Annotated in this window: 17 protein-coding genes and 1 riboswitch; of the genes, 8 read left to right on the top strand and 9 right to left on the bottom strand. The window is 58.3% G+C overall.

The annotated features are described in order from the left end of the window. Window positions 1–72: 72 nt before the first annotated feature. Window positions 73–984: an N-acetylglucosamine kinase gene (locus IEY43_RS04055; protein ID WP_188947322.1), complete on the bottom strand. Its 912-nt coding sequence runs from the start codon at window positions 982–984 to the stop codon at window positions 73–75. Window positions 985–1,242: 258 nt separating this feature from the next. On the opposite strand from IEY43_RS04055, the gene IEY43_RS04050 reads away from it, so the two are divergent. Beyond that, window positions 1,243–1,686 carry a MarR family winged helix-turn-helix transcriptional regulator gene (locus IEY43_RS04050; protein ID WP_188947321.1) on the top strand — a complete coding sequence of 148 codons (444 nt, stop codon included), beginning with the start codon at window positions 1,243–1,245 and terminating at the stop codon, window positions 1,684–1,686. 91 nt (window positions 1,687–1,777) lie between these two features. On the opposite strand, the gene IEY43_RS04045 is transcribed toward IEY43_RS04050, so the two are convergent. Further along, window positions 1,778–5,002: a DEAD/DEAH box helicase gene (locus IEY43_RS04045; protein WP_188947320.1), complete on the bottom strand. Its 3,225-nt coding sequence runs from the start codon at window positions 5,000–5,002 to the stop codon at window positions 1,778–1,780. A 149-nt stretch (window positions 5,003–5,151) separates the two neighbouring features. Further along, window positions 5,152–5,273: riboswitch (SAM riboswitch) on the top strand. 31 nt (window positions 5,274–5,304) lie between these two features. On the opposite strand from IEY43_RS04045, the gene IEY43_RS04040 reads away from it, so the two are divergent. After that, entirely contained in the window at window positions 5,305–5,856 is a 552-nt protein-coding gene (locus IEY43_RS04040; protein WP_188947319.1) for an OsmC family protein, read from the top strand. Between the two features lie 204 nt (window positions 5,857–6,060). On the opposite strand, the gene IEY43_RS04035 is transcribed toward IEY43_RS04040, so the two are convergent. The 5 genes from IEY43_RS04035 to IEY43_RS04015 all read right to left on the bottom strand — a co-directional run bounded on the left by IEY43_RS04035 (window position 6,061) and on the right by IEY43_RS04015 (window position 11,361). Beyond that, window positions 6,061–7,236 carry an MFS transporter gene (locus IEY43_RS04035; RefSeq protein WP_188947318.1) on the bottom strand — a complete coding sequence of 392 codons (1,176 nt, stop codon included), beginning with the start codon at window positions 7,234–7,236 and terminating at the stop codon, window positions 6,061–6,063. Window positions 7,237–7,348: 112 nt separating this feature from the next. Next, window positions 7,349–9,019, bottom strand: a complete 1,671-nt coding sequence (locus IEY43_RS04030) for an amidohydrolase (protein ID WP_188947317.1) — start codon at window positions 9,017–9,019, stop codon at window positions 7,349–7,351. A gap of 402 nt (window positions 9,020–9,421) precedes the next feature. Beyond that, a complete protein-coding gene (locus tag IEY43_RS04025) occupies window positions 9,422–10,198 on the bottom strand; it encodes a TM2 domain-containing protein (protein ID WP_188947316.1) in 777 nt (258 codons plus the stop codon). 51 nt (window positions 10,199–10,249) lie between these two features. Further along, a complete protein-coding gene (locus IEY43_RS04020) occupies window positions 10,250–10,885 on the bottom strand; it encodes an Rv1352/Rv1906c domain-containing protein (RefSeq protein ID WP_188947315.1) in 636 nt (211 codons plus the stop codon). Next, a complete protein-coding gene (locus IEY43_RS04015; RefSeq protein ID WP_188947314.1) occupies window positions 10,882–11,361 on the bottom strand; it encodes a hypothetical protein in 480 nt (159 codons plus the stop codon). The genes IEY43_RS04020 and IEY43_RS04015 overlap by 4 nt, the downstream gene beginning before the upstream one ends. A 223-nt stretch (window positions 11,362–11,584) precedes the next feature. Between IEY43_RS04015 and IEY43_RS04010 the strand changes: the two genes are divergently transcribed. From IEY43_RS04010 to IEY43_RS03985, 6 genes are all read left to right on the top strand, one after another. Next, the gene (locus IEY43_RS04010) at window positions 11,585–13,624 is read left to right on the top strand and encodes a hypothetical protein (protein WP_188947313.1); all 2,040 of its coding nucleotides are present in this window, start codon (window positions 11,585–11,587) and stop codon (window positions 13,622–13,624) included. Window positions 13,625–13,668: 44 nt separating this feature from the next. Next, a complete protein-coding gene (locus IEY43_RS04005) occupies window positions 13,669–15,240 on the top strand; it encodes a class I SAM-dependent DNA methyltransferase (RefSeq protein WP_188947385.1) in 1,572 nt (523 codons plus the stop codon). Then, window positions 15,237–16,430 carry a restriction endonuclease subunit S gene (locus IEY43_RS04000; RefSeq protein ID WP_188947312.1) on the top strand — a complete coding sequence of 398 codons (1,194 nt, stop codon included), beginning with the start codon at window positions 15,237–15,239 and terminating at the stop codon, window positions 16,428–16,430. The genes IEY43_RS04005 and IEY43_RS04000 overlap by 4 nt, the downstream gene beginning before the upstream one ends. A 73-nt stretch (window positions 16,431–16,503) precedes the next feature. Continuing rightward, on the top strand, window positions 16,504–17,613 hold the full coding sequence (locus IEY43_RS03995; protein WP_188947311.1) for a PDDEXK nuclease domain-containing protein: 1,110 nt from the start codon (window positions 16,504–16,506) through the stop codon (window positions 17,611–17,613). Between the two features lie 48 nt (window positions 17,614–17,661). Continuing rightward, window positions 17,662–20,859 carry a type I restriction endonuclease subunit R gene (locus IEY43_RS03990; RefSeq protein WP_188947310.1) on the top strand — a complete coding sequence of 1,066 codons (3,198 nt, stop codon included), beginning with the start codon at window positions 17,662–17,664 and terminating at the stop codon, window positions 20,857–20,859. Between the two features lie 40 nt (window positions 20,860–20,899). Then, entirely contained in the window at window positions 20,900–22,054 is a 1,155-nt protein-coding gene (locus tag IEY43_RS03985; RefSeq protein ID WP_188947309.1) for a hypothetical protein, read from the top strand. Between the two features lie 174 nt (window positions 22,055–22,228). Here the strand turns inward: IEY43_RS03985 and IEY43_RS03980 are convergent, their stop codons facing one another. Together IEY43_RS03980 and IEY43_RS03975 are read right to left on the bottom strand one after the other, a co-directional pair. Beyond that, on the bottom strand, window positions 22,229–22,936 hold the full coding sequence (locus IEY43_RS03980) for a FadR/GntR family transcriptional regulator (protein WP_188947308.1): 708 nt from the start codon (window positions 22,934–22,936) through the stop codon (window positions 22,229–22,231). A 28-nt stretch (window positions 22,937–22,964) separates the two neighbouring features. Then, on the bottom strand, window positions 22,965–24,641 hold the full coding sequence (locus IEY43_RS03975; RefSeq protein WP_188947307.1) for an L-lactate permease: 1,677 nt from the start codon (window positions 24,639–24,641) through the stop codon (window positions 22,965–22,967). Window positions 24,642–24,773: the final 132 nt, after the last annotated feature.

Here is a 24,773-nt window from a genome sequence, read left to right as displayed (position 1 = left end):
TCTGAACCTATCTTGTCACTCCATGAGGCGATGCACATATTAGTAGGGTCACCCCCGAACCGGCTGAGTGGCTCAGATGGAAGAAATCATGGCCCTCAGCGGGTGGTTTTCCGGCAGTCCGGCCATCATGGCGATGCCGTCCAGCCCCTCGCCGGCAGGTTCGGCCAGCCGCGCGCCGGGGACCTGCAACGCAAGCTCGGCGATGAAAGCCGCGCGGACCTGCGCGCCGGCAAACACACCGCCAAGACAGGCCACGGCGGGGTGCGAGGCCTCCTGTCCGGTTCGGCGCAATGCGGTGGCCGCCGAATGGGCCAGTTCCCTGCCCGCGAGCTCGCAGATCCTGGCTGCGACGGGATCGCCCCCTGCGCGCAGGGAAACCTCCTTGCCGAAGGAGGCCACCACCGCAATCCGGTTCGGGTCGGCCTGGAGCTGGATGTAGGCTTCTTCGAGATCCGGCCAGCGGTCCCTGACGGCGATGCCCAGGGCCGTCTGCGGTCCGCGGCCGTCGTGGGCGCGCATCACCGCGGACAGCGCCTGCTGCCCCATCCAGTAGGCGCTGCCGGAATCCCCCATGATGTTGCCCCAGCCGTCCACGCGGGCTGTGGTGCGGGCTCCTACGGCGAGGGTGACTACGCCGGTACCCGCGGCAACCACTGCCCCTGGCCGGTCACCCAATGCCCCGAGGTAACTTGACACCGAGTCATGAGCCAGATTGAGACCCGATGCCACTCCTGGTTCCAGCATCGCCATGAGCTCCCCGGCGTCCTGTTCGGCCTTGGTCAGGCCGGTGGTGCCGATGGAAACGACATCGAACCCGGCCGCGCTGATATTTGCCGCGTGCCCGATGGCGGCCGCCAGCTGGGGCAGAACCGGCAGATGCGTCTGGACACCGGGCAAGCGCAATTCCGAGACTTCTCCCTGGCGGATAATCCGCAGCTTTGTTTCGGTTTGTCCGCCGTCGATAACCAGTCGCGTGTGGAACATTTTTCTTCGCACTCCCTGTCGTCTTTCATAGGCTATGCCCACCTAGCAGGACGAGTCTTCGAAACATGCCGCCGCGATCCCGCATGGTTTTCCCGCACAGCCAAGGTCCCCGTAATCAATGGTTCTGAGCGGAAACCGGCAAAAGGTGAATGATCCAGATCCGCCAAATGCAATTCATGATTGATGCACAATTAATTCCTTTGACCAAATTGCGCCCAATCACGCCATGGCACCGTCAAAAATCTTAGAATAGAAAGCATGCAAGAAGAACAGTTGATGCAAAAGGTGGAAGACGAATTCACCGCCTTGTTGTTTCGTGCGCGCCAGATGCTGGTTCGCCGTGCCAAAATCATCCATCCTGAACTGCAGGATCAGGGATATCGACTTCTTGCAGTCGTAATCCGCGAAGACGCCCAGCAGCAGGGTGTGCTCGCCGAAAAACTTCGACTCGACAAGGCGACCGTGTCACGGTTGGTTCAGCATCTGCAGTCCATCGGGCTGGTCTCCCGCACTCCAGATCCGCAGGACGGTCGGGCCCAGCTGGTCTCCGCCACCGACGAGGCCCGCGAGAAATGGCGTTCCAGCGGAGACATGCTGCGCCAGCAATTGCGCAACCACCTCAGCGACTGGGACCACGACGACCTGGAGGCCTTCGGCCATCTCATGCACCGGCTCAACTCGACCTTCGACGACATCGTGTAGGTCTTTCATACCTTGAATATGCAGGAGGCGGATTTCTGATCAAATTTTTTGTTCAGAAATCCGCTTCTCACTTTTGCGGCAGGAAGCCGTGCTATTGCATCAACGCCAGGAAGTCATCCGCGCTCAGCACCGATGACTGCGCCGTATCCGTCTGCTCGCCCAGCACGTCGTTGAACAGTTGGGTCTTCTTGGCTTGCAGGGCCAACACCTTGGATTCAATGGTGTCCTTGGCAACCAGCCGGTATACATACACCGGCCTGGTCTGGCCGATGCGGTGCGCACGGTCGATAGCCTGCGCTTCGGCCGCCGGATTCCACCACGGATCAAGCAAGATGCAGTAGTCGGCGGTGGTCAAGTTGATGCCGAAGCCGCCGGACTTCAACGAAATGAAGAAGACCGGGAACTGCCCGTCGGTGAACCCATCGATCATTTCCTTGCGCTTTGGAGCGCTGGTGGCGCCATCCAGATAGCCATGCTCGATTCCGAGTTCCGCCGCAATGTCCCTCGCCTTGCCCAGGAAGCTGGTGAACTGGCTGAAGACCAAGATCTTGTGCCCTTCTGCGACCGCGTCCGCCATGAGCTCGCGCAGCATTTCCAGCTTGGCGCTGGGTGCATTGCCCTCGTCCACCAGCGAAGGATCCAGCGCCAACTGCCGGAGCAGGGTCAACGACTGCAGGATCTTGAAACGGTTGGAATCCACGTCATCCACCAGTCCCAGGATTTCCTGGCGCACTCGCTGGAAGCGGCGGTCATAGGCCTTGCGGTGCCCAGGCTCCAATTCGACTTCCAGGACCTGCTCGGTCTTGGCCGGGAGTTCGGGGACCACTTGTTCCTTGGTACGGCGCAGGACGAACGGACGGAGCCGCTTCTTCAGCCGTTGAAGGCGCTCGGAGTCGCCGTCCGAAATCTGCTTCTGGTAGTTGTCCTTGAACGCCTTCTGGCCACCGAGCAGACCTGGTGCAGCCAGCGAGACCAGTGCCCACAACTCCATCAGGTTGTTTTCCATCGGGGTACCGGTCACCACCAGCTTGCATGGAACCGAGAGCTGGCGCGCCTGCTTATATCCCTTGGAGGTGTGGTTCTTCAGCTGCTGTGCCTCGTCGAGAATCAGCACCGAGAACCCGGCTTCCTCGAATTCTTCGAATGACAGCCGGAAGATGGCGTAGCTGGTAACGACCAGCTGGGCATCGCCGATCTGCTCCAAGATGCTCAGCCCCGTCTTCTTTGCAGTCGAGGTAATGGACTGCACCCGCATCTGCGGGGTGAACCGCGTGGCTTCGTTGACCCAGTTTCCGACGACCGAGGTCGGAGCGATCACCAGGAACTTCTGCTCGGGATCCTCAGTGCGAGCCTGTTCCAGTCCGGCCAGCAGCTGCACGGTTTTGCCCAGGCCCATGTCATCCGCCAAGACCCCACCCAACGAATGCGTACGCAGGAAGTTCAGCCAGGCGGCACCCTGTTCCTGGTAGGGACGCAGCTGAGCCGTGAACGATTCGGGGAGGTTGATCTTCTCAAGCTGGTCCCCGTTAGTCAGTTCCGACATGGTCTGGAGCCATCGGTTTTCCTGGGCTTCGATAATGCCCAGGTCCACCAGTTCCTGCCACCAGTCGATGCTCAACCGGTGGATTCGGATGCTGTTGCCGGAGACGGTGCCCAGTTCACCGGCTTCTTGCACGAGCTGACGCAGTTGGTGGAATTCCTGTCCATCGATGGGAATCACCGTCGTGTCTTCGAGGACCAGGTATTCGTCGCCCATGGTCAGCGCAGAAAGCAACTCAGCGAAAGGCACCTTCAGTCCGTTGATGGACACCTCAACCGACAGGTCGAACCAGTCCCCGGCACTTTCCCCCGCTTCGATGCTTACCGTGGCAGGTTCAGAATTCAGGGTGTAGTTCGGCAGGCTTTCGTTGCCGCGAATCTGGATGTCCGGATGTTCTTCCAGCAGCGGGAGAAGGTACATCACGAACTCGATAGCCTGGTCCTTGGTGAGCTCCTGTGCAGGGAACACGCCATTTTTGGTGGCCTTGCCCAGCGGCTCGTCGCCTCCGAGCTTGTCCTGAACCGAGTTAATGATTTCCCGTTCAACCAATTTTTGGCGCGGTGACTTGGGTGGATAGTTCCACGTGAAACGCAGAGCCAGACCGGATTCGGTTTGTTCCAACTGAACCTGGAGGACCGGTCGCGCAGGTTGTGGCACCTCGTAACTGTCATCCTGGCTGCGCACCGGCGCTACCTGCCGGAGAGAATTCAGGAATCGGGCTTCGAAGTCTTGAATGTCTTCAGCCGGAACCACCATGGCACCGGAGCTGATGAGATCCTTAAGCTCTTGGCCGACGGCTTCGTCCAGCGGGGCAATGGAAAGATCCTTGGTTTTGTCCAGGGGTTTATCGGCGTAGGCCACCAGCGTTGGAGGGTTTCCCAACGCCAGGACATGCTCGGTTTCGCCGTTCGGCCCACGGATGACGCCCTCAACTGTCAAGCCGCTCTCGCTGCGCCGCAGGTCCAGGAAAGCGGACCCGGCCAGATCGGTTAGAGCCACGTCGGCGCGGTTGCTGGCATTCCCGTTAACAAGGTGGATCCCGGATTCCCTGATCCGTTCGAAGGCTTCACGCAGATCCTTGCCGGGAAGGTTATTCAGGGTGATCCAGTCGGTGGCATCCCAAACATGTCCGTACAGGTCGTGTTGTGCGCGCTCATTGAGCATGACCAGTTCGTTGGCCGCGCGGCGCTGTTCCTTGGCGAAGCGGTCGTCGAAAGGCAGTTTGCGCCATGACACCCCGGTCTGCACCCATGGGCTGCGCGCTCCCCTGCGTGCGGGCCGTGCATTGAGATGCACGCTTGGCCTGCCAAAACGGGTGGCCGCAACGACCTTCAGGATGAGGCCCAAGGGCTCTTCTTCAAGCTCGTCTTCGAACTCACTGCTCTCAGGAACGTGCGGGAGCAGCCGCTTCAGGGTTCGTTCCCACTGCGCGACCTGCGGCATCTTCCAGGTATCTTGTGGCCTCACTGCATCCGTAACTCTGAAGCCCCCACCGTCGATCTGGGTTGCCTCGACGAGCAGAGCGGCAACATGCTCGCAGGAGTATTCCCCTTCGTGGGCATCGCAGCGACTGCTGAAGCTGATATTCGTACCCTGGATCGACAACTGGACCACGACGAACGCATTATTCACCCAGCCGAATACGGCGGACATTCCCGGGGTCTGCTTCCGGTCGTGGATGGACACCTGTCCCTCGTTGGCGATAGCCCAACCTGCGGCGTATTCTTCCTCGGTCACTAGTGTCTGAGCGGCAACGGGTGTTAGCTGGTAATCCATACACGCAACTTCTCGGGTGGGCGGCCGCGCTAAGCCTGCGCGGAATTCAGTCCCAATTCTATCGGTGCGACAGACAGTTTGCCCTGTGACGAAACATGAAGACTGCTATTTACCAACACCGGAGAAACCCGGTAGAAAAGTAACTACTGAATCACGAGTTCCAATCACACAAGCCCTGGCTGGTTGGACGGCAACCCTATTCGCGTCATTGTGCGGGGTGCTCCAGGTGATGATTCGACGGACCTGAAAGACAAGTTCGTAAGCGATGGCGCCCCTTGCGCCAGAAAGGGGATCAATTCCTCATGTCTACCGCAGCTTCCACCATTTCCATTGCCGAAGACCGCTCCGCCCGCTTGCAGCAGGCCGGCACCGGCTGGGGCGAACGCATCTCCACCGCCCCGGACAGCGCCAAGCTGACTTTCACCGTCCAGGGCGAGGGTTTCGGTTCGGTAGCCAGCAACATCATCTCCGGAAAGCACACCTTCACCGTGGACGAGCCTGCGGCCCTGGGCGGCGACGACCTGGCCGCGAGCCCAGTCGAGTACGCGCTGGCCGCATTGATCTCCTGCCAAGTGGTTGTCTACCGCCTCTATGCAGAGCAACTGAACATCCAGGTCGACGACGTGAAGATCGTGGCCAACGGAAACCTGGACGTGCGCGGCCTGTTCGGCATCGACAAGTCGATCCGCCCCGGCTTCACCTCGGTGGATCTCGATGTGCAGATCACCGGCCCGGAAACCGCTGAGCGCTACGACGAACTGCGCCAGGCAGTCGACGCCCACTGCCCGGTTCTGGACCTGTTCGCCAACCCGGTGCCGGTGAGCACTGCGGTCACTGTGAACTCCGCCAACTAAAACCTAGTCCGGCCTCCCGGGTTGAGGGTTGAGTGCACGATATGACACGGACAGAATGCAATACGGCTCGCAGACCCGGTCGAATGAACTCCCCCGGATAGCCAAAGTGGTCAGAATCAACGCTGTTTGCGTTGGTACTGACCACTTTGGTTAAACCTCGCACCGTTATCCTCCGGAACTGACGGGGTAGCTCTTTACGAAGCCTCAGACCTTCCGACGTTGAATGCTGACAGCAAAAATCATGGAGATCACGACGCCCGCGCAGGCAGTCCACAGCAACGCGTCAAATCCTCCGCTCGATTCAATGAGTACCCCGCCAAGCGCCGGTCCTAACGCGAAGCCGCTGCCAATCATCAAGTTCGTAGAGTTCATGAGCTGACCGTTGGAATCTAGATCCGAGATTGAAGTGAGCAAGTACGGAAGGATGAATGTCCACGCGAACTTGAAAACGACAGCTGCCAAGGCGAACTGCAGTGCTCCGGTCAGTCCGAAAAGGAGCGCAATTGACGCAGTCATTGCCAAATAACCGCCAATGAGGAACGCCCGTCTCCAAGGACTGTCTCCGAGCCACGTTGCCAATACGGATGATGCGATCCCTGGCAACGTTGCCAACGACAGGATCAAACTGGTGGTGCCGAGATCCAAATTTGCATTAGCCGCAATCTGACCCATGAACGACCAAACGCTACTCAGCCCTACGTAGAAGAAGAACACTGCGGCCAACCCAAGAACAGCAAGAAATAGCGGAAATTGTCGGGTTTGTGCCGTCGAGGCGACAGCTTTCGTCTCCGAGGAGGCACGCAACGCATCTGGGTTAATCTGTTTGGCAGCAGGAATGCACAGGGCGGCTAGTCCGGCCATCGTCCAATAAATGGCTGAAACATTGAGCGTGGCAAAAATGCTTGGGAATAGTGCAAGAATCACGGCGCCCATGACAAGTTGTGCGGCAACAAACAGACCGTACGCTCGTCCGGGGTTAGCGGCTTTTCCGCTCAAACCGAGGATAATCACGGTAATTGAGCCAGCAGCGAGGGAGGTTATCACTCTGCAGATGACCAAAAGGACATAGCTGTCGACCAAGCCTGAGATGATATTTCCGAGAACTGCAATTATCGTGAAAACCTGAGTAGCAGTCACTAGATTGACTCTGCGCAACCACAGATACGCGGGAACCGTCGCGAGGCTGAAAGCCCCAAGTTCAAGGGAAAGCAGGCCGCCAACTTGTGTTGCGCTGAGCCCGAACTGTTCTACTAGCTTCGAGGTGATGACCGGAGCGATGAGCAAAACCATGTATAGAACGGCGCTGTAGACCCCAATATATATGTATGTTCCGCGTTCGTTTCCGGTTTTTGGGCGCACAGAACCGAGAGCTGTTGTCATTGGATTTCTTTCAAGGAGTGACACGCACGAGCAGCGTGTAGACGATTGGATGATGATGCCTGGTAGGCAACTAATTCGGCGCTACCGGGCGAAAACGAACGCTGGTAGCGTGCTACCTTGTCGCCTGCAGCAATTCGTCGGATCGTTCGAACACCTTGGCACCTGCAAACCAGGTTTGAACCGCCGTAATCGTAGGGAGCTCAGAAATGTTAACGGAATACGGATCATTCGAAAGAATCACGAAGTCTGCTGACTTTCCGACTTCAAGTGACCCGGTGACGTTTTCAAGCCCCATGGCCGTAGCGCAATTGATGGTATAGATCCTCAGGGCTTCGTCAAGGGTGATGGCTTCCTCGGCCCAGAGCGTTCCAGGGAATTCTCCAGTTGGATCCTGACGAGTGATAAGACCGTAGATCCCTTCCCAAGCGTTCGGTGAGACGCTAACAGGCCAGTCGGACCCTCCCGCGATTCGAGCACCCTTGCTTAGAAGCGTCTTGTTGGGATGCATTTGGCTGGCTTTGTCTGCAGGAAGCACCTTGGTCATTGCCTCTGGAATGACTCCTGGGAACCACAATGAAGGGGAAATATCCGCAGTGACGTCAAGTTCGGCGAAGCGAGCGATATCGTCAGGATGAATAAATTGTCCGTGCGCGATGTGGTACTTAGGCTCATTTAGCCCTTCTTCGCGGATCTTTTGCACGGTATCCAGAACTAGCCGGACTGAAGCGTCTCCCGTGCAATGGATCTTGGCCGAAATGCCGCGTTTTGCGGTGCTCATGAGCCAGAATTCGAGTTCGTCAGGTGCCATGGTGGTCGTGCCGCAATGGCAATCGGGGAATCCCGCGCCGGCAAGATACGGTTCGATGAACGCACCCGTTCCCGCTGGTGGAACGCCGTCAAGGAAGATCTTGATGAAGTCCGGGAAGTGATGCGCGCTCCTGGTTAGCTCCCTTTCAGCGATGATCCCTTCACCTAGCGGATGCGTACCGAAAATAAAGTCATTGGCCTGCATGCTCGATACGACCCATGCTTTGAGCTTTTCATCTTCGTCGAGCTGCTTGAGGGCACGCATCAGCTGCAGGGAAGCAGCAGCATCCTGGAAGCCAGTAATCCCGTATGAGTGCAGAATCTGGATTCCCCGTTCGGCTGCTCGCGCCAAATCCTTCGTAGGGGTGGGGTTTAGTTCTTCACGCACTTTCTCCAAATGCATGCCGCCGGCTTCGATAAGGACACCGGTAGGCACACCATCCTTATCCCGCATGATCTCACCGCCCTCGGGATTTGGTGTTTGTGCGTCAATACCGGCAAGCTCCATCGCACGGGAGTTGGCCCAGCGATTATGCTTCGAGTCGTCCTTGATGAGGGCGGGGCGTCCGCCGGTTGCCGCATCGAATCGGGCAAGAGCTTCAGGAGTATTCAACTCGTTGAGCAGCCCCGATCCCCAGCTTCCGCCAAGAACCCATGTGTCAGGCCCAAGTGTGTGTGACCACTTTTCGATTTCCTTGAGAAGCTCTCCTAGTCCCATTGTCGGGTTGGCGTTCAATTCGAAGAGATCCATTTGACCAGCCATCATGTGGTGGTTGTGCACATCCATCAGGCCGGGCATTACGGCTGCACCGTCGAGGTCAATAACTTCGTTCGCAGTTTCAACCAGTGCTTCAGCGGCTTCGCCTACGGCAATGAGCTTTCCATCTGAAATTGCAATGGCTGAGACCAGTGGTTCATTTCCAGCAATCGTATGGATAGTACCGTTACGCAGTACCAAATCGGCATGGAGAGTCATCTGCAAACCTTTCGAGGGAAAGTTCGGGTGGTTACTGATGACACGACGAATATGCCTTCACTACCAACCGAAACGTGATCCAGATCATTCTTTCGTTTGCAATCTCTTTTTTGTTGTCTCTGGGTGCTGACTCGATTGCCAATGCGCGCACTCCTCCAAGAAGAACGCTTTAAGGTCTGCAAGCAGCGACAGCCCGGATGGAAACGCTGAGTCAATAATCTGGTCGCAGATTCTTCGGCGAGGTGTGCAACTACTATGCTGTCAAGCAGCAAACGTGTAGCCCAATATCGTCGTCGGACTAGCGCTTAAAAACCCGAGCGGGCTCTCTTCCCCATGTAGAGAGCCCGCTCGGGCGCATTCCCGTGGTTCACCGCCCCAAACGGTGCACCACGAAACCTGTGGTTAGCGCTTTTCCTCGATGGTGATGCTCCACCCGTCGAAGTTCGCTGCGTTCACGTCCAGGAAGTAGGCGCCGGCCGACTTGTGCAGCGCGGTCTCTTCCTTCACCGGACCGTCGATCATGACCTCCGGGATGCCGCCGTCCTTCATCAGGTCGGTGCCTTCGGTCAGCAGATAGATGGCACCCAGCGACATGTCTTCTCCGCCCTTGAAGCTGTAGGTCATGCGGGCTTCGGCCCCGGTGAGCTCGAAGACCTTGCTGGACTTGTCGCTCTTGCCATCAAGGGTGATGACTTCCTGCCAGGAGGCTTCAGCCTTCTCTTCCTTGGCTGCGGGTTCTTCCTGCTCTTCGGCCTGCGGCTCGTCGATGGCCGGAGGTTCAACGGCAGCAGGCTGCTGCACCGACGGGGAATCGAAGCCCTGGTCGGTGACTGCCGAACTGGCGTTGTTGACGCCGCTGATGCCGCCGATGACCACAACAACAATGCTGATGATCCATGCCAGCAACTTGTGCTTGGCGTAGCCTTCCAGCGGACGGCGGTACTTGTCCGTCATGCCGCCGCTGAGGATGATGATCAGGTCGATCAGCGCCCAGATGCCGAACCCGCCAAGCGTAAACAGCTTCAGCAGGCCGGTGCCCACCTTGCCCAGGTAGAAGCGGTCAACACCCAGCACGCCCAGCAGGAGCGACAACAGCCAGGTTGCCAGGAAGGACTTCTGCGGGGCCTGCGGGACGGGGTACTGCGCCATCGGCGCGGGCTGCATGGTGGTGTAGCTCATGATGATTCCTTAGCTATGTGATGATCGGGAAAGATTGTTGTGCGCAGAGCGCTACTGCTTGACCCAGGTGCCGCAGCGTACGGATTCGAAGTCCTGGCCTTTGCGCACGGTGACAGTTGGCCTGCCACCACCAGGGATTCCGTTGTTGACGATGTCGTCACCATTGGTCCCAGATTTCAAGACAGCCCAGTAGCAATTGCTGCCTACGGCTTCCTTGGCGCGATAAGTACCCGCCTTGATATCCGTTCCAACTGTCCAGATGCCGTCGCTGACCGAGTTTTCTTCCTGCTCAACCTCGATCTTGCCGACAGCCTTCTCGCGGGCCGCCACGGCGGCTTCCGCGCCGGCAAGCTTCTCGTCGCGTTCGTCCAACTTCGTGGAGCGTGCGTCCAGATCCTTGCCCTGCTGCTCCAGTTCCCCCTCGCGTTCGGCAAGCCCGGATTTCAGCTCATTCAACTCGGAGCTGAGCTTGTCGCGCTCGGCAAACACTGCCGTGGTGGTGTCCGAGAGAGCGATGTACTCTTCCGATTCCTTGGGATCAGGGATGTTCATCCCCCAGAACACTCCACCTCCCAGAGCCGCAATCGCCGAGGCCGAACCCAGGATGAGCCCCCAGCGCTTCTTCTTGGCCTTTGGAGTTTCCGGCTGGTCGGCCGGCACGGGTTGCAGTGGCTTGAGCGTGCTCATTTTTCCTTCGCTCCTTCGATCAGTACGTTGATTCCGGTATCCGGGTGATAGGACCAGCTGGCCTGCAGATCGTCCCAGCTGTCGATTTGGGTCCCGTCCAGCGCCCTGGTGCGTTCGATTTTCTGCTGGGTGATTTCCGGGACACCCAGCTCGTCGAGCATGCAGGCATAGGCCGCATAGTCCCGGGTCCCGTCGTCGTAAAGGTCCGTCCCCTTGGTATCCAGCTCCACGGCTGTGCCGTCCTCCATGACGGTGTAGCCCTCGGCCTCCATCGCACAGGTTTCCACCGCTTGGTCGATGGCTTTCTGTGTCAGTGCCGAACCACCCAGACCACCGCCAGCGACCGATACCCCGATCACCAATCCCAGGACGGTGCCGGCCACGAGGCCTCCGGCAGCAGGGGCGATCCAAGACTTCTTGCGACGCTTCCTCAGCATTTCCGGCGGGACGATAGGTCCCTGTATCTGTGTTTCCACGGTGGCCTCCTGGGGCGAGAACTTGATGAGCTGGACGGTGAGCGATTGCCTGCCTCGAAGGGGTCGGATGCTGTTCCGTCGTCGTGGAACCAGCATCCTTCGATCAAGTGTCAAACAATAAGTGAATGACTGATAATAGGGGTTATCACGATTTCTTTCTCCTAATCTACGCATTTCCATTAGGCTTGAGTCACATCGTTCGCCCGTTCCCGAGGAGGTCTCTATGCAGGTGCAGGAATTGCTGTCGCTGTCAGACATTGCGCGCCTCGCCCAGGTGCAACGACCGGTGGTCACCGTATGGCGCTCTCGCAGCCGTGGGACCGAAACCCCATTTCCCGAACCGGCGCGGACCGTTGGTTCCCAAGATTTTTTTGATGCGGCAGAAATCGTTTCCTGGTTTAAGGCCACCGGACGGGGCAACAATCCGGAGTTTGATGCAGACGCCGCGGCGTTTTCAAACATTGCACGCGACAATTTTCATTCGGTCAGCGCGCTGCTTGTTCTCAGACAGCTCTGGGATCGGCCGTTCAAGGGCTTGGGCTCCGAAGACCTGCTTGACGCGGCAGATGGGATTGATCCGGATGATGAGTTCCTCTATTCGGAACTTGAAGCAGCATCGGACCATTTGGAGTTCCTGGCGGCATATGTCGACAAGCTTGTCGATGCTTCATACGGGGCGCTGCCGGCCCTTCAATCACTGGTGTCCGATCGATTTCGCGCCACTGAGACCGCAATAAGCCGCACCGCCATTTCAGCTCAGGCACGCCAGTTGGTAGCCCGTTGCGCTCTTGAATTATCGGGCGTTGAAATGTATTTCCATGAAGCTACCCACGCCGGCAGCGACCTGATTCACGAACTGGCACGATCACTGGATGAATCTGCCGCGGCAGTTATCCAGCAACCGGCAGTTACCGGAAGCCCAAGCCCAGAAGTCCGCATGGCCTTGCGCCGGCTCAAGATGCTTGCTTCCGCGAACGAGTCCCTGAGCCTGGTCAAAACTCGTCCCGGTAACCAGCAGGTAGTCCATGTGGCACAGTTCCCTTCGCCTGGGATGCCAACGACTGATCCAGAAACGATCTTGCATGAAATCGATGACTTGGTTCTGGAACTTGGTCCAGCGCAAGGGGCCGTCGTCATTGCGCCCGCAGACGTATTGATCGATGCCATGCCTTCCAAGAAGTCAGCCAGCATCCGTGGCTCAATCCTGCGTATGGGGCGGGTTCGAGCGGCTGCGCGGCTCCCCCAAGGCCATCTGCTCTACAAACCACGGACTGCCATGGCATTGTGGGTCATCGGGCCGGAGGCCAAGGGCCTCCCGCTGGCGGAACGTCGGATCATGCTGTCGAACCTCAGCGACCTTGAACTGGATGAGCAAGTCATTGACGACTTCGCCACGGACATCGGTGCAAGCCTCATCGGTGATGATGCTTTGCGATCCCATGCGTTCAGGTTTGCCCAATGGGCGCGTGCCAGCGTCGTCGTTGCCTCTACGGGAAGCCTGATTCCCGGCAAAAGGAATACGAACGCGTCGGCTGCCGTGGATTCTTCATCTCTGGCCAAGCGGCAGGTGCAGCTGGAGCTGGCGCTTGATCACCTGAATTCGTCGGCCAAGGACAGGCCAGAACTGAAAATCGAGCTTCGACCACGAAATATCGATGAGCTACCATCCAGGGACCATCGGAAAGGAGCAACTCCGCTGGGAGACTTGGTCAGCCAAGGCACTATCCGACTCATTTCAGGGACGCGCTTCACGAGCCAAGCGTTGGATTCCGTACCAAGCGAAGGCATCAAGGTATGGAACGCTGCGGATCTGAGGGAGGGGCTGCCCACGAGCGTCGTATCCTACTTCGATCTAGCCCAGGCATATGACCAAGCGGTCCTCACAAAAGCCGGCGATGTCGTCTTCACTGCTCATGGCAAGCCCACCGCAGTGGTGGATCATCAAGGATCGCACGCGGTGAATTACCCGGTAAGGATTCTCAGAATCGATTCCCAAGAGAGTTCTGGAATCATGGCCGAGGTATTGGTGAAGGACATCAACGACGCACAGCATTCGAATTGGCGGCGGTGGGATATCCGCAGACTTCCTCAGGACATGGTTGCTCCCCTGGAAAGCTCGCTGCGAATAATTGAAGAAGAACGCCTTGCCGCAGCCCAGCGCATTGGCCAACTAGACATCATCTCAGAACAGCTGATCAGCACCTTATTGTCCGGTGAAGCTGAGATAATTAATCCAAGTATCTGTACGGAAGGACGGCCCTAGTGGCACGAACAAAAAAGGCGGCGGCTGAAGCTGCGCCAAGCACCATGAAGGAACTCAAAGACACGCTCTGGAGAGCGGCAGACAAGCTGCGTGGTTCCATGGATGCCTCGCAGTACAAGGACGTGATCCTTGGACTGGTCTTCCTGAAGTACGTTTCCGATGCCTTCGCCGAGCGCCGCGACCAGCTGGCCGCCGAGCTGGCAGAAGACGGCATGAGCGAAGACCAGATTGCCATGCTCATTGACGATGTCGATGAGTACACCGGACGCGGCGTCTTCTGGGTTCCGGAGAATGCCCGCTGGAACTACCTGGCAGAAAACGCCAAGGGCCTTCCCGCAATCGATGGTGCAGCACCGAAGAACATTGGCGAACTCATCGATGCCTCAATGGACGCAATCATGGGTGCCAACGCCACCCTTGCAGGTACCCTGCCAAGAATCTTCAACCGCGATTCGGTAGACCAGCGCCGCTTGGGTGAATTGATCGACCTGTTCAATACTGCCCGATTCACCGGCCAAGGTTCGGGACGCGCACGAGATCTTCTTGGCGAAGTCTACGAATACTTCCTGGAGAAGTTCGCGCGGGCTGAGGGCAAGCGCGGCGGAGAGTTCTACACCCCGGCTGGTGTAGTCCGCGTGCTTGTGGAGGTACTCGAACCGACCAGCGGACGCGTCTACGACCCTGCCTGTGGCTCGGGCGGCATGTTCGTGCAGACCGAAAAATTCTTGGACGCTCACAACGCAGACCGCACTGCGATCTCCGTCTACGGTCAGGAGCTGAACGAGCGCACCTGGCGTATGGCCAAGATGAACCTGGCTATCCACGGGCTCAATGCGAACCTGGCTCCGCGCTGGGGAGACACCTTCGCCCGCGACCAGCACCCGGACATGCAGGCCGACTACATCATGGCTAACCCACCGTTCAACATCAAGGACTGGGCGCGCAATGAGTCCGATCCGCGCTGGCGCTTCGGCGTTCCACCGGCAAACAACGCCAACTATGCGTGGATCCAGCACATCATTTCCAAGCTGGCTCCAGGTGGCACAGCTGGTGTGGTCATGGCCAACGGCTCCATGTCCTCGAACTCCGGTGGAGAAGGTGACATCCGCGCCCAGTTAGTGGAGGCGGATCTGGTTTCCTGCATGGTCGCGCTGCCGACCCAGCTCTTCCGTTCCACCGGAATCCCCGTGTGCACGTGGTTCTTTGCCAAGGACAAGACTACTGGCTCCCAAGGTGCTACTGACCGTACCGGTCAGGTTCTCTTTATCGATGCCCGCAACCTCGGCCACATGATTGACCGTGCCGAACGCGCACTGAGCGATGAAGACATTGCCAAGATTGCTGACACCTTCCATGCGTGGCGTGGTACTTCATCGGCCGAAAGCAAGGAGTACGCCGACAAAGCAGGCTTTTGCTACTCCGCTACCCTGATGGAAATCAGAGATGCCGACTACGCGCTCACCCCAGGCCGTTATGTGGGTACACCAGAAGTCGAAGACGACGGCGAACCGATCGAGGAGAAGATCGCACGGCTCAAGAAAGAACTGTTTGAGCAGTTCGAGGAATCAGAGCGGTTAACAGGGATTGCGCGCAAGCAACTTGGGAGGGTTTCATGATCCGTAACTGCCAAAAGTTATTGATTGCCGATGCACCACTCCAACTCATCGATGGAGACCGGGGAAAACACTACCCGAATGGTACTGACTTCACTACAAACGGGGACTGTTTGTTCCTCAGCGCTCGCAATGTGACGAAGTCTGGGTTTCTCTTCGAAGAGACGTCGTTCATATCAGGCGCCAAGGATTCTATCCTTCGTGCCGGCAAACTAAAGCGTGGCGACATAGTCTTGACGACTCGAGGTACTGTTGGTAATTGTGCACTTTATGATGAAACCGTACCGTACGACAACATCCGAATAAATTCAGGGATGCTCTTAGTCAGAGCAGACAGTCGCTTCCTCGATGCACGCTATCTTTATTATTTCCTGCGATCAGAATTTTTCGGCGCACAGGTAGAATCTTTAGTCTCCGGAAGTGCCCAGCCGCAGTTGCCAGTGAGAGACCTGAATACTGCAAAAATCTTTATGCCAACGATCACAAAGCAGCGAGCCATCGCGGATGTACTCGGTGCGCTTGACGACAAGATCGCATTCAACACCAAGTTTGCAAACAATATAGATACCTACATTCATCTACAATTCGAAGCAGCGATTCAGGGATCCGTTTCGAAAGTGAAGCCATTCCTTGAGGTCTTCGACGTGCAGTTCGGCGAAGCCTTCAAAGGGGACAAATTTGCAGAACCGGGAACTGGGCGCCCTCTAATCAGAATTCGAGATCTCAAGACGTTTACCTCGCAAGTATGGACCACCGAGTCTCGGTCGAAAGAGACACTTGTGCACGCCGGCGATGTCGTGGTTGGAATGGACGCCGAGTTCCGGGCGACAAGCTGGCTCGGCGAGCCGGGTCTACTTAATCAACGCGTTTGTCGAGTCACCAGCAAACTTGGGAAGTCAGCTTTTGTTCGTGAGTCGCTTAAGCGCCCTCTCGCCACTATTGAGAATTACAAAACAGGAACTACAGTAATCCATCTCAATAAAAAGGACTTGGAAGAAAACAATGTTCTGATCCCAGATATAGAAGCTATCAATTACTTCGAAAGTACCACGGAAGATCTGTATAGGTCTCGTGTTGCTTTGGCAGCAGAGAATCGAGCACTCGCAGCAACTCGCGACGCACTCCTCCCCCAACTCATGTCGGGCAAACTCCAACTCAAGGACGCCGAGACGCTAGTTGGTTCTGTGGTGTAACTGGGAGCCATTTCGTCACTGTAACCGGATAAATTCTAGTTAGTGGTATTTTCACAAGGGAAAGGTCAGTGGCATGAATTCGAAAAATGATGCGCTTATTTCCAATGATGTTGTGCGGATTTCCAATACACCGACTATTGCTGGCCTTTCCTCTTGGTACCCGACGCTCCTTGACTCGTTTAGTAATCATGTAGCGCAAGGACAGCGGCATGCACAGCAGGCTGTCAATCAGGAGTTGGTCGTCACCTACTGGCACGTTGGGCACGACATCCTCGATCGCCAGTCGGAGCAGGGCTGGGGCTCCAAGGTCATGGACCGGCTCTCCACCGACCTTCGCGAGCGCTTTCCAGGAATCAAGGGCTTCTCGCCTCGAAACCTGAAATATATGCGCTCCTTCGCCGCTACCCGGTCAGCCACGGCAATTGTGCAAGCGCCGCTTGCACAATTGCCGTGGTACCTCCACATCGCCTTATTGGAGAAACTTGACGACGAATCCACACGCAATTGGTTCGCGGCAATGGCGCTTTCGGAAGGGTGGTCCCGCAACCACCTCGTGCGCCAGATCGAGACCCGCCTGCACGAGCGCTCCGGTCAGGCAGTCTCCGATTTCGAGGCAACGCTGCCTTCCCCGACTTCGGCCTTTGTCCATAATGCCGCGAAGGACCCCTATGTCTTCGATTTCCTGGAGATGACCGAGTCCCACAATGAACGGGAACTTGAAGACCAACTGATGCACCAGGTCGAAAGGTTCCTTCTGGAGCTCGGACGAGGATTCGCGTTCGTTGGCCGGCAACTAAGATTGGATGTGACCGGAGACGAATTCTTCCCGGATCTGATCTTCTACAACTTCATCCTTCGCCGTTTCGTTGTCGTCGAGCTGAAAGCGACGAAGTTCGAACCCGGCCACCTCGGACAGCTGGGCATGTACATGAGCGCTGTGGATGACTTGTTTGCCCAACCCGGGGATGAACCCACGATTGGCCTGTTGCTGTGCAAGACCAAGAACTCGGTCGTGGCCGAGTATGCACTGCGCGGTTTCAGTTCGCCTATCAGCGTGGCCGAATGGGCCACCGAGCTGAAAGACTCGCTTCCAGAAGATGTTTCCCGCAGCCTGCCGAGCATCGTCGAGCTGGAAGCAGAACTTGCAGATGCTGAACTGAACAAAGACGACCATTCCTGGTGAGAACCACAAAACCTATGACTCTTCGCTTCGAGAAAAGGATCTAGCTCCATGACCATGAACACCAGCTTCTCCGAAGCAGACCTAGAGGGACTCGTCCTAGAGTGGCTCGGCGACGGCTGGAAGCCCGCCCACGGCCAGGACATCGCGCCCGGCACCGGTGAACGCGATTCCTGGGATGAGCTGCTGATCCGTCCGCGCTTGCTCGCCGCGCTGCGCAGGCTGAATCCCGGCATCCCGGAACAGTACCTGCAGCAGGCCTATGCAGAGATTGTAGCCCCGGCATCCCAGGATGCCATTACGGAAAACCACCGCATGCACAAGATGTTCGTGGAGGGCTATCGCCTGACTTTTCTGGATCCGGATGGCACCGAGCAGAATCCCACGTTGCGGCTGCTTGGCACCGAGGAGACGGACAATGACTGGCTCGCGGTCAGCCAGGTCACTCTGGTTCAAGGCGACTACAATCGCCGCTTTGATATTGTCCTGTACTGCAACGGCATGCCGGTGAGCATCATGGAACTGAAACGGGCCGGATCCAAGAGCGCGGATGTCGCCGCCGCGCATGCCCAGCTTCAGACCTACTTGCGCGAATTCCCGATGGCGTTCCGTTTCTGTGTCTTCACCTTTGCTTCCGACGGTCTGGATGCCAAATACGGCACCCCGTTCACCCCGCTGAACCACTTCTCCCCGTGGAACGTTGATGATGACGGTGTTCCCGTCCCCGCCGGCCAAGTCATTGAGGGCGATGCGGTACTGCCGATTGAGACGGCAATTGCCGGGCTGTATAACCCGACCCGATTCCTTCAGCTGCTGCAGTCGTTTACGGCATTTGATGCCGGGGCGGAAGGCCTGCTCAAACGCATCGCCAAGCCGCACCAGTATTTCGCCGTCACCAAGGCGGTCGGTTCGACCATTGACGCCGTGCGCACCAACGGCAAGGCCGGCGTTGTCTGGCACACCCAGGGTTCGGGCAAGTCCATGGAAATGGAGCTCTACACCAACCGCGTCATGCGCCATCCCGCGCTGAAGAATCCCACTGTCGTGGTGATCACCGACCGCAATGAACTGGACGGCCAACTGTACTCGGGTTTTGCCCGTTCGCTGTTGCTACCTGATACACCCAAGCAGATCCGCCGCCGTGCTGAACTGCGCGAAGAACTCTCAGGCAGGGTCACCGGCGGAATATACTTCACCACCTTGCAGAAGTTTGGCCGCACCAAGGATGAGAAGGACGCAGGCCTGGAGCACCCGCTGCTCTCGGACCGGAAGAACATCATTGTCATCGTGGATGAGGCCCACCGAAGCCACTATGACGATCTGGACGGTTACGCGCGGCACTTGCGCGATGCCCTGCCCAACGCAACTCTCATCGCCTTTACCGGTACTCCGATTTCCTTCGAGGACCGAAATACCCGCGATGTCTTCGGTGACTACATCGACGTCTACGACCTGTCTCGTGCAGTCGAGGACGGCGCTACCGTTCCTGTGTACTTCGAGCCCCGCCTGATCAAGGTTCAGTTTGCGGACGGCATGACCCCGGATGACTTGGACAATGCCGCAGATGAAGCCACGGTAGGTCTGGATGACACCGAGCGTGCCCGCATCGAGCAATCGGTGGCAGTAGTCAACGCCGTCTATGGCGCCCCGGAGCGTTTGGCGGAGCTCGCCCAGGATCTGATCACCCACTGGGAGAAACGCCGCGACACCGTGGCCCCGTTTATCGCAGATACCGAAGGCATTCCAACCTATGGCAAGGCCATGATTGTCGGGGCCACACGTGAGATCTGTGCCAATCTCTATTCCGCAATTACCAAGTTGCGTCCGGACTGGCACTCGGAGGAGCTGTCCACTGGCAAGATCAAGGTCGTGTATTCGGGCAGCGCTTCGGACGCCCCGCCGATCTCGGATCACGTGCGTCGCGACTCGGAAAACAACGTGATCAAGGAACGCCTCAAGGATCCCGCCGATGAGCTGGAACTAGTGATAGTCAAGGACATGATGCTCACTGGATTCGACGCTCCGCCGCTGCACACCCTGTATCTTGACCGTCCGCTCAAGGGCGCGCTGCTCATGCAAACTCTGGCACGCGTGAACCGCACCTTCCGCGGCAAGACCGACGGACTTTTGGTCGCCTACGCTCCACTGGCAGAGAACCTCGCCAAGGCCCTGGCCGAATACACGGCAGATGACCAGAAGAACAAGCCGGTCGGAAAAAACATCGACGAAGCGGCAGCCTTGGCCCGTGAGCTCGTCGAACAGGTGCGCACCCTCTTGGCCGGATATAATTGGCGATCGGTGCTGGGAAAGCCCGGTCCCAAGGCATTCCTCAACGCCGTGACGGGTGCGGTGAACTACCTGCGAAGCCCGGAGACGGAAGGCAATGCCGGCGCAGAGGACGGAGTCCTTCCCCTGGCAGTCCAGTATCGTGCCACGGCCGGTCAGCTGGCCCGCGCATGGGCCCTGTGCAGTGGCTCCGGAAAACTCGAAGAGCTGCGGCCGGAGATCCAGGTTTACGAGGAAATCCGTGTCTGGATGGGCAAGTTCGATGCGCAGGACCGCCAAGCAAGAGGCTTGCCGGTTCCCGAGGACGTCCAGCGCCAGCTCGCCCAGCTCATTGCCACGGCTACGGATTCCACCGGCCAGGTCTTGGACATCTACGAAGCCGCCGGCATGCCCAAGCCATCGCTCAATGACCTCACCCCGGAGTTCATCGCCAAGACACAAAAGGCCCGCAACCCGCAGCTGGCCATCGAAGCGCTGCGCAAATTGGTCGCTTCCGAGGTGGCAAAGTCCACACGGAACAATACGATTCGCCAACGGGCATTCTCGGAGCGCATCACCGAGCTGATGAACAAGTATACGAACCAGCAGCTCACCTCCGCCGAGGTCATCGCCGAGCTGGTAGAGCTGGCCAAGGAAGTTGCCGAGGAATCCAACCGAGGCAAGAAGTTCAATCCGCCCATGGATCAAGACGAAATGGCCTTCTACGACGCGGTGGCTCTCAACGAGGCCGCCGTCCACGAGCAAGGTCCGGACATGCTGGCAGAAATTGCCCGCCAATTGGTGAAGATCATGCGCAGGGACGTCCGCACCGACTGGACAGTCCGAGAAGATGTCCGAGCCAAGCTCCGCTCCTCGGTGAAGCGACTACTGATCCTCAACGGCTATCCGCCGGACAAGCAGCCTACCGCCATCAAACTCGTGATCGAGCAGATGGAATCCATGGCCCAACGGCACATCGCCTAGAAACACCCACGCAACACGACCTACCGGAGGACCTATGTACATGCCAGAGCGGTATCAGCTTGAATTCCATCCGGAATACAGCGAGCTCGATCGTGAATCGCTGATGGAGATTTTCACCAAGCATTTTCCCGGTTTTACGGATTCGAGGATGCGGGCAATGTCTCGGCAACAGCTCATCAGCTTGATCCAGGAGCAAGAGGGATTCATAGTGCCAGAAGAGGGTAGTGGAGACTTGTCAGATATGCCGGCACCAGTCGGGCGCTATTCCCGCAAGGAGGTTTACCTTCCAAAGTCCATGGCTCCGGGACAGGGCATGTACTACTGCTGGGAAGGCGCCGATGCGGCAGTTGAGGCAGCGATCTCTCTGGCCAAGGGAGATGTCAGCACCAGAGAATGGAATCTGGGAGAAGACGTGCCCGAAGGCTCGCTCCTGCTCACCGTGCTGGGAACTACTCCCCCGTTGGTAGCGGCCATGGAGACCGTCACGAGTGTCACCGAAGAAAAAGTGTACGTCGAGCCGCTCGGGGTCTTATCCGATCCGATCTGTCTCTACGACCTTGAATCGATGATTGATTCCGGGCTCCCACGTTCTTCTAAGGCCTTGAGTCTCTCGACCGGCAAGCGCGTCTTGAAGTCCCTGCACAAGCTCGTCAAGGAACCGCAGCAGCTGGTCATCAGCGCAGGCCAGTGCTTAAATGGTTCAGATCCGCACTCCAACGACGCGGTTCATGCGCTTGCCATGCTCCAGCGGGACTACGAAGATGTTCCGTTATGTGATGGATGCGGCCGCGACGTTGGTTCCGAGACGTCCGTGCATTTCTTCCATCCGCACGACGGCTTGAGAAAATGGGACATACAGGATCACGTTGATGAGACTGGACTGCTGTGCCAAGATTGCCATGCTTTGGTGCATGGACCGACAAAGAAGCGGCTTCAAAAAGTGCTTTCTGCGGCTCCACGGTGTCCTGAATGCGGTGAAGGCAATCCCCGCCGTGCGTTGTGGGGAGATCCGGCAATTTTCGACGATGACAATTTCGTCATTATGGGATGCGTACTGCCCATAGGCCCCGGGGCCGAATGGGTCTGCCGCAATTGTGAAACGCCCTATGCTGTTGTTGCCCATCCCGAAACACTGATGCCCGAAGACTGGGTGCAGTCCATTCTTGAAAACAAGAGATCGAGGAAGTCCCAATAGCGTTGATCTCAGTATCCTTGGGCTGCATGAATGGATTCATGCGCCCATCGACGAGCGTCATACGCGAAGGCCACTGACGGTCAAATCATTTATGGATTTCCGTGCAATTCACTGGGCAAAACAAAACCGAGAGCCTCGATCCAGCATGGATCGAGGCTCTCGGCGTTGGAATTGCTAGTGGGTCTGCGAGTAGAACCAGGTGATGTGCTCCTCGAGCAGCTGGGCCGCGCGCTCGCGCTGGTCCGTGGCGAACGCGTGGTGGATCGCCTTGTGCTGGCGACGCAGCGTCCGCACGATCGGCTGCCAGGACTCGTCATCCGGGATCGAAGCGGCCACGTAGTCGCTGATCGAGTTGCGCAGCGACTCCATCATGGACTCGACCACCGCATTGCCGGCCGTGGAGGCCAGCAGCACGTGGAACTCCGCGTCGATGCGGTGGAACTCGTCGCGCGAGAGCTGCGGGTCGTCCATGCGCATGATCAGCACCGCGGTGCGGTCCAGAACCTGCTGCGCGTACACGGTATCGCGCGGCTGCATCTGCGCGGCCCAGGTTTCCAGCAGGATTCGCGATTCCACGATCTCACGGACATTGATCCCCTTGGCCGCCACATGCAAGCGCAGTGCCTGGGAGATTCCGGCTGAGGGCTCGGAGATGATCACCGCACCGGAGTTCGGACCCGAACCGGTGGATGTGCGCACGATCCCCATCACGTCGAGGATGCGGATCGCGTCACGCACCGAAGCGCGGGAGATTCCGTGCTTTTCGGCCAAGGCCCTCTCGCCAGGGAGCTGGTCTCCCAGCGTGAGAACTCCTGACCGCAGGTCGTTCTCAATTGCGGTGAGAACTACCTGGTAAGCACGTGGAGCTGGATTTACTGACATCAAGACCCAATTTTAGCCCGGATTCAGGCTACGGCAGCATCCAGGACAACACCGGGGTGGACTGCAGGTAAACCAGCACGCACAGCACCAGCAGCATGCCCACGGACCACCCGGCGACCTTCTTCAGGATGACCGATTCCTGGCCCTCCATCTTCACCGCGGTGGCGGCGATGGCAAGGTTCTGCGGGGAAATCAGCTTGCCGACCACGCCGCCGGAAGTATTGGCGGCAACCAGCAGGGTCGGATCGATGCCGGCGTTCATGCCGGCGGTCTGCTGCAGCTTGGCGAACAGCGCGTTGGCCGAGGTATCCGAACCGGTCACTGCGGTGCCGATCCAGCCGAGGATCGGCGACAGGAAGGCGAAGAACGCGCCGGTGCCGGCAAGCCAGGTGCCCACGGTGATGGTCTGGCCGGACAGGTTCATCACGTAGGCCAAGCCCAGCACCGACAGGATGGTCAGTGCGGCGTAGCGCATGTTGTAGACGGTGTGCCAGACCTCGGCCATGCCGCGGGCGAAGGTCATCTTGTACTTGCCGCCGCCGTCGTTCATCGAATAGACCAGCGCCACGATGGTGCCGGTGATCAGCAGCAGGGTGCCCGGGGAGGACAGCCAGGAGAAGTTGTAGATGGTGGAGGACACTGCCTCGCCGTTGGCGTCGACCACAGCGCCGTGCAGTCCCGGCCAGCCGAACTTGATGTCGGTGCCGGCAAGCCATGCGGGAATGTCCACACCCAGCTTCCAGAGCTTGGCCACGCCGAAGATCAGGATGACCAGCAGGTAGGGGAACAGCGCCATCCAGGTGTTGGAAGGGTTCAGCTTCTTGCCGTGCTCGATCGGCAGTGCGGCGGCTTCGGCGGTCAGGATGCGGCCGCGGGCCTCGTCGGCGCCCTTCGGGGTCCAGAAGCGAAGCAGGATCACAGCGGCGGCCAGGCCGACCAGCGAGGCGACGATGTCGGTCAGCTCGTAGGAGAAGTAGGTGGCGCACAGCCACTGGGCCACGGCGAAGGAGAAGCCGATGGACAAGGTAGCCGGCAGGGTCTGGCGCATGCCGCGCCAGCCGTCGATGACCAGGACCAGGATGGATGGCACGAAGAGCGCCAGGATTGGCGACTGGTGGCCCACCACGGCGCCGATCTCAGCCGACGGGATACCGGTCAGCGCACCGGCGGTGGTGATCGGGATGGCCACGGCGCCGAAGGCGACCGGGGCGGTGTTGGCGATCAGCACGGCGCAGGCGGCGCGTAGCGGGGACAGGCCCAGGGCCAGCAGCATGGTCGCGGTGATGGCCACCGGTGCGCCGAAACCGGCCAGCGCTTCGAGCAGTCCGCCGAAGCAGAAGGCGATCAGCACGGCCTGGATGCGGACATCGCCGCCGCCGATCACGTCGAAGACGCGGCGCAGGTCCTCGAAGCGGCCGGAGACCACGGTGACCTGGTAGAGGAAGATCGCCATGACGACGATCCAGACAATCGGGAAGGCGCCGAACACCATGCCCATGACGCCTGAATTCAGCGCCATGCCCACCGGCATGTTCCAGCCGAAGATGGCGACGAGGATCGCAACTGCCAAGGAGCCGAGACCGGCCACGTGGGCCTTGGTCTTAATGACGGCAAGGAGGATGAAAAAGGTGAGCAGCGGAACGAGCGCGACCAGCGCAGAGATGGCAACACTGCCAGCTATGGGGTCCGTTGTTGGGGTAAACACGGTGTGGGCGTCCTTACTTGTGATGGTCTGACCATACGTGGTCCGACCACTAAGTGTACGAGGTGAGAGCCATCACAACAAGTCTTGACTATCGAGAAGGTTCGCGCATAGTATGGTCAGACCACACTTCGA

This window comes from Glutamicibacter protophormiae (assembly GCF_014647495.1).
Taxonomy (GTDB): Bacteria; Actinomycetota; Actinomycetes; order Actinomycetales; family Micrococcaceae; genus Glutamicibacter; species Glutamicibacter protophormiae.
The sequence above is the reverse complement of the archived record's forward strand: the minus strand, read 5'-3'. Positions and strand labels throughout refer to the sequence as shown.

What these genes read in the sequence shown, in the direction of transcription:
- IEY43_RS04055 (WP_188947322.1), bottom strand. Translation starts at nt 984, where the DNA reads ATGTTCCACACGCGACTGGTTATCGACGGCGGACAAACCGAAACAAAG.
- IEY43_RS04050 (WP_188947321.1), top strand. Translation starts at nt 1,243, where the DNA reads ATGCAAGAAGAACAGTTGATGCAAAAGGTGGAAGACGAATTCACCGCC.
- IEY43_RS04045 (WP_188947320.1), bottom strand. Translation starts at nt 5,002, where the DNA reads ATGGATTACCAGCTAACACCCGTTGCCGCTCAGACACTAGTGACCGAG.
- IEY43_RS04040 (WP_188947319.1), top strand. Translation starts at nt 5,305, where the DNA reads ATGTCTACCGCAGCTTCCACCATTTCCATTGCCGAAGACCGCTCCGCC.
- IEY43_RS04035 (WP_188947318.1), bottom strand. Translation starts at nt 7,236, where the DNA reads ATGACAACAGCTCTCGGTTCTGTGCGCCCAAAAACCGGAAACGAACGC.
- IEY43_RS04030 (WP_188947317.1), bottom strand. Translation starts at nt 9,019, where the DNA reads ATGACTCTCCATGCCGATTTGGTACTGCGTAACGGTACTATCCATACG.
- IEY43_RS04025 (WP_188947316.1), bottom strand. Translation starts at nt 10,198, where the DNA reads ATGAGCTACACCACCATGCAGCCCGCGCCGATGGCGCAGTACCCCGTC.
- IEY43_RS04020 (WP_188947315.1), bottom strand. Translation starts at nt 10,885, where the DNA reads ATGAGCACGCTCAAGCCACTGCAACCCGTGCCGGCCGACCAGCCGGAA.
- IEY43_RS04010 (WP_188947313.1), top strand. Translation starts at nt 11,585, where the DNA reads ATGCAGGTGCAGGAATTGCTGTCGCTGTCAGACATTGCGCGCCTCGCC.
- IEY43_RS04005 (WP_188947385.1), top strand. Translation starts at nt 13,669, where the DNA reads ATGAAGGAACTCAAAGACACGCTCTGGAGAGCGGCAGACAAGCTGCGT.
- IEY43_RS04000 (WP_188947312.1), top strand. Translation starts at nt 15,237, where the DNA reads ATGATCCGTAACTGCCAAAAGTTATTGATTGCCGATGCACCACTCCAA.
- IEY43_RS03995 (WP_188947311.1), top strand. Translation starts at nt 16,504, where the DNA reads ATGAATTCGAAAAATGATGCGCTTATTTCCAATGATGTTGTGCGGATT.
- IEY43_RS03990 (WP_188947310.1), top strand. Translation starts at nt 17,662, where the DNA reads ATGACCATGAACACCAGCTTCTCCGAAGCAGACCTAGAGGGACTCGTC.
- IEY43_RS03985 (WP_188947309.1), top strand. Translation starts at nt 20,900, where the DNA reads ATGCCAGAGCGGTATCAGCTTGAATTCCATCCGGAATACAGCGAGCTC.
- IEY43_RS03980 (WP_188947308.1), bottom strand. Translation starts at nt 22,936, where the DNA reads ATGTCAGTAAATCCAGCTCCACGTGCTTACCAGGTAGTTCTCACCGCA.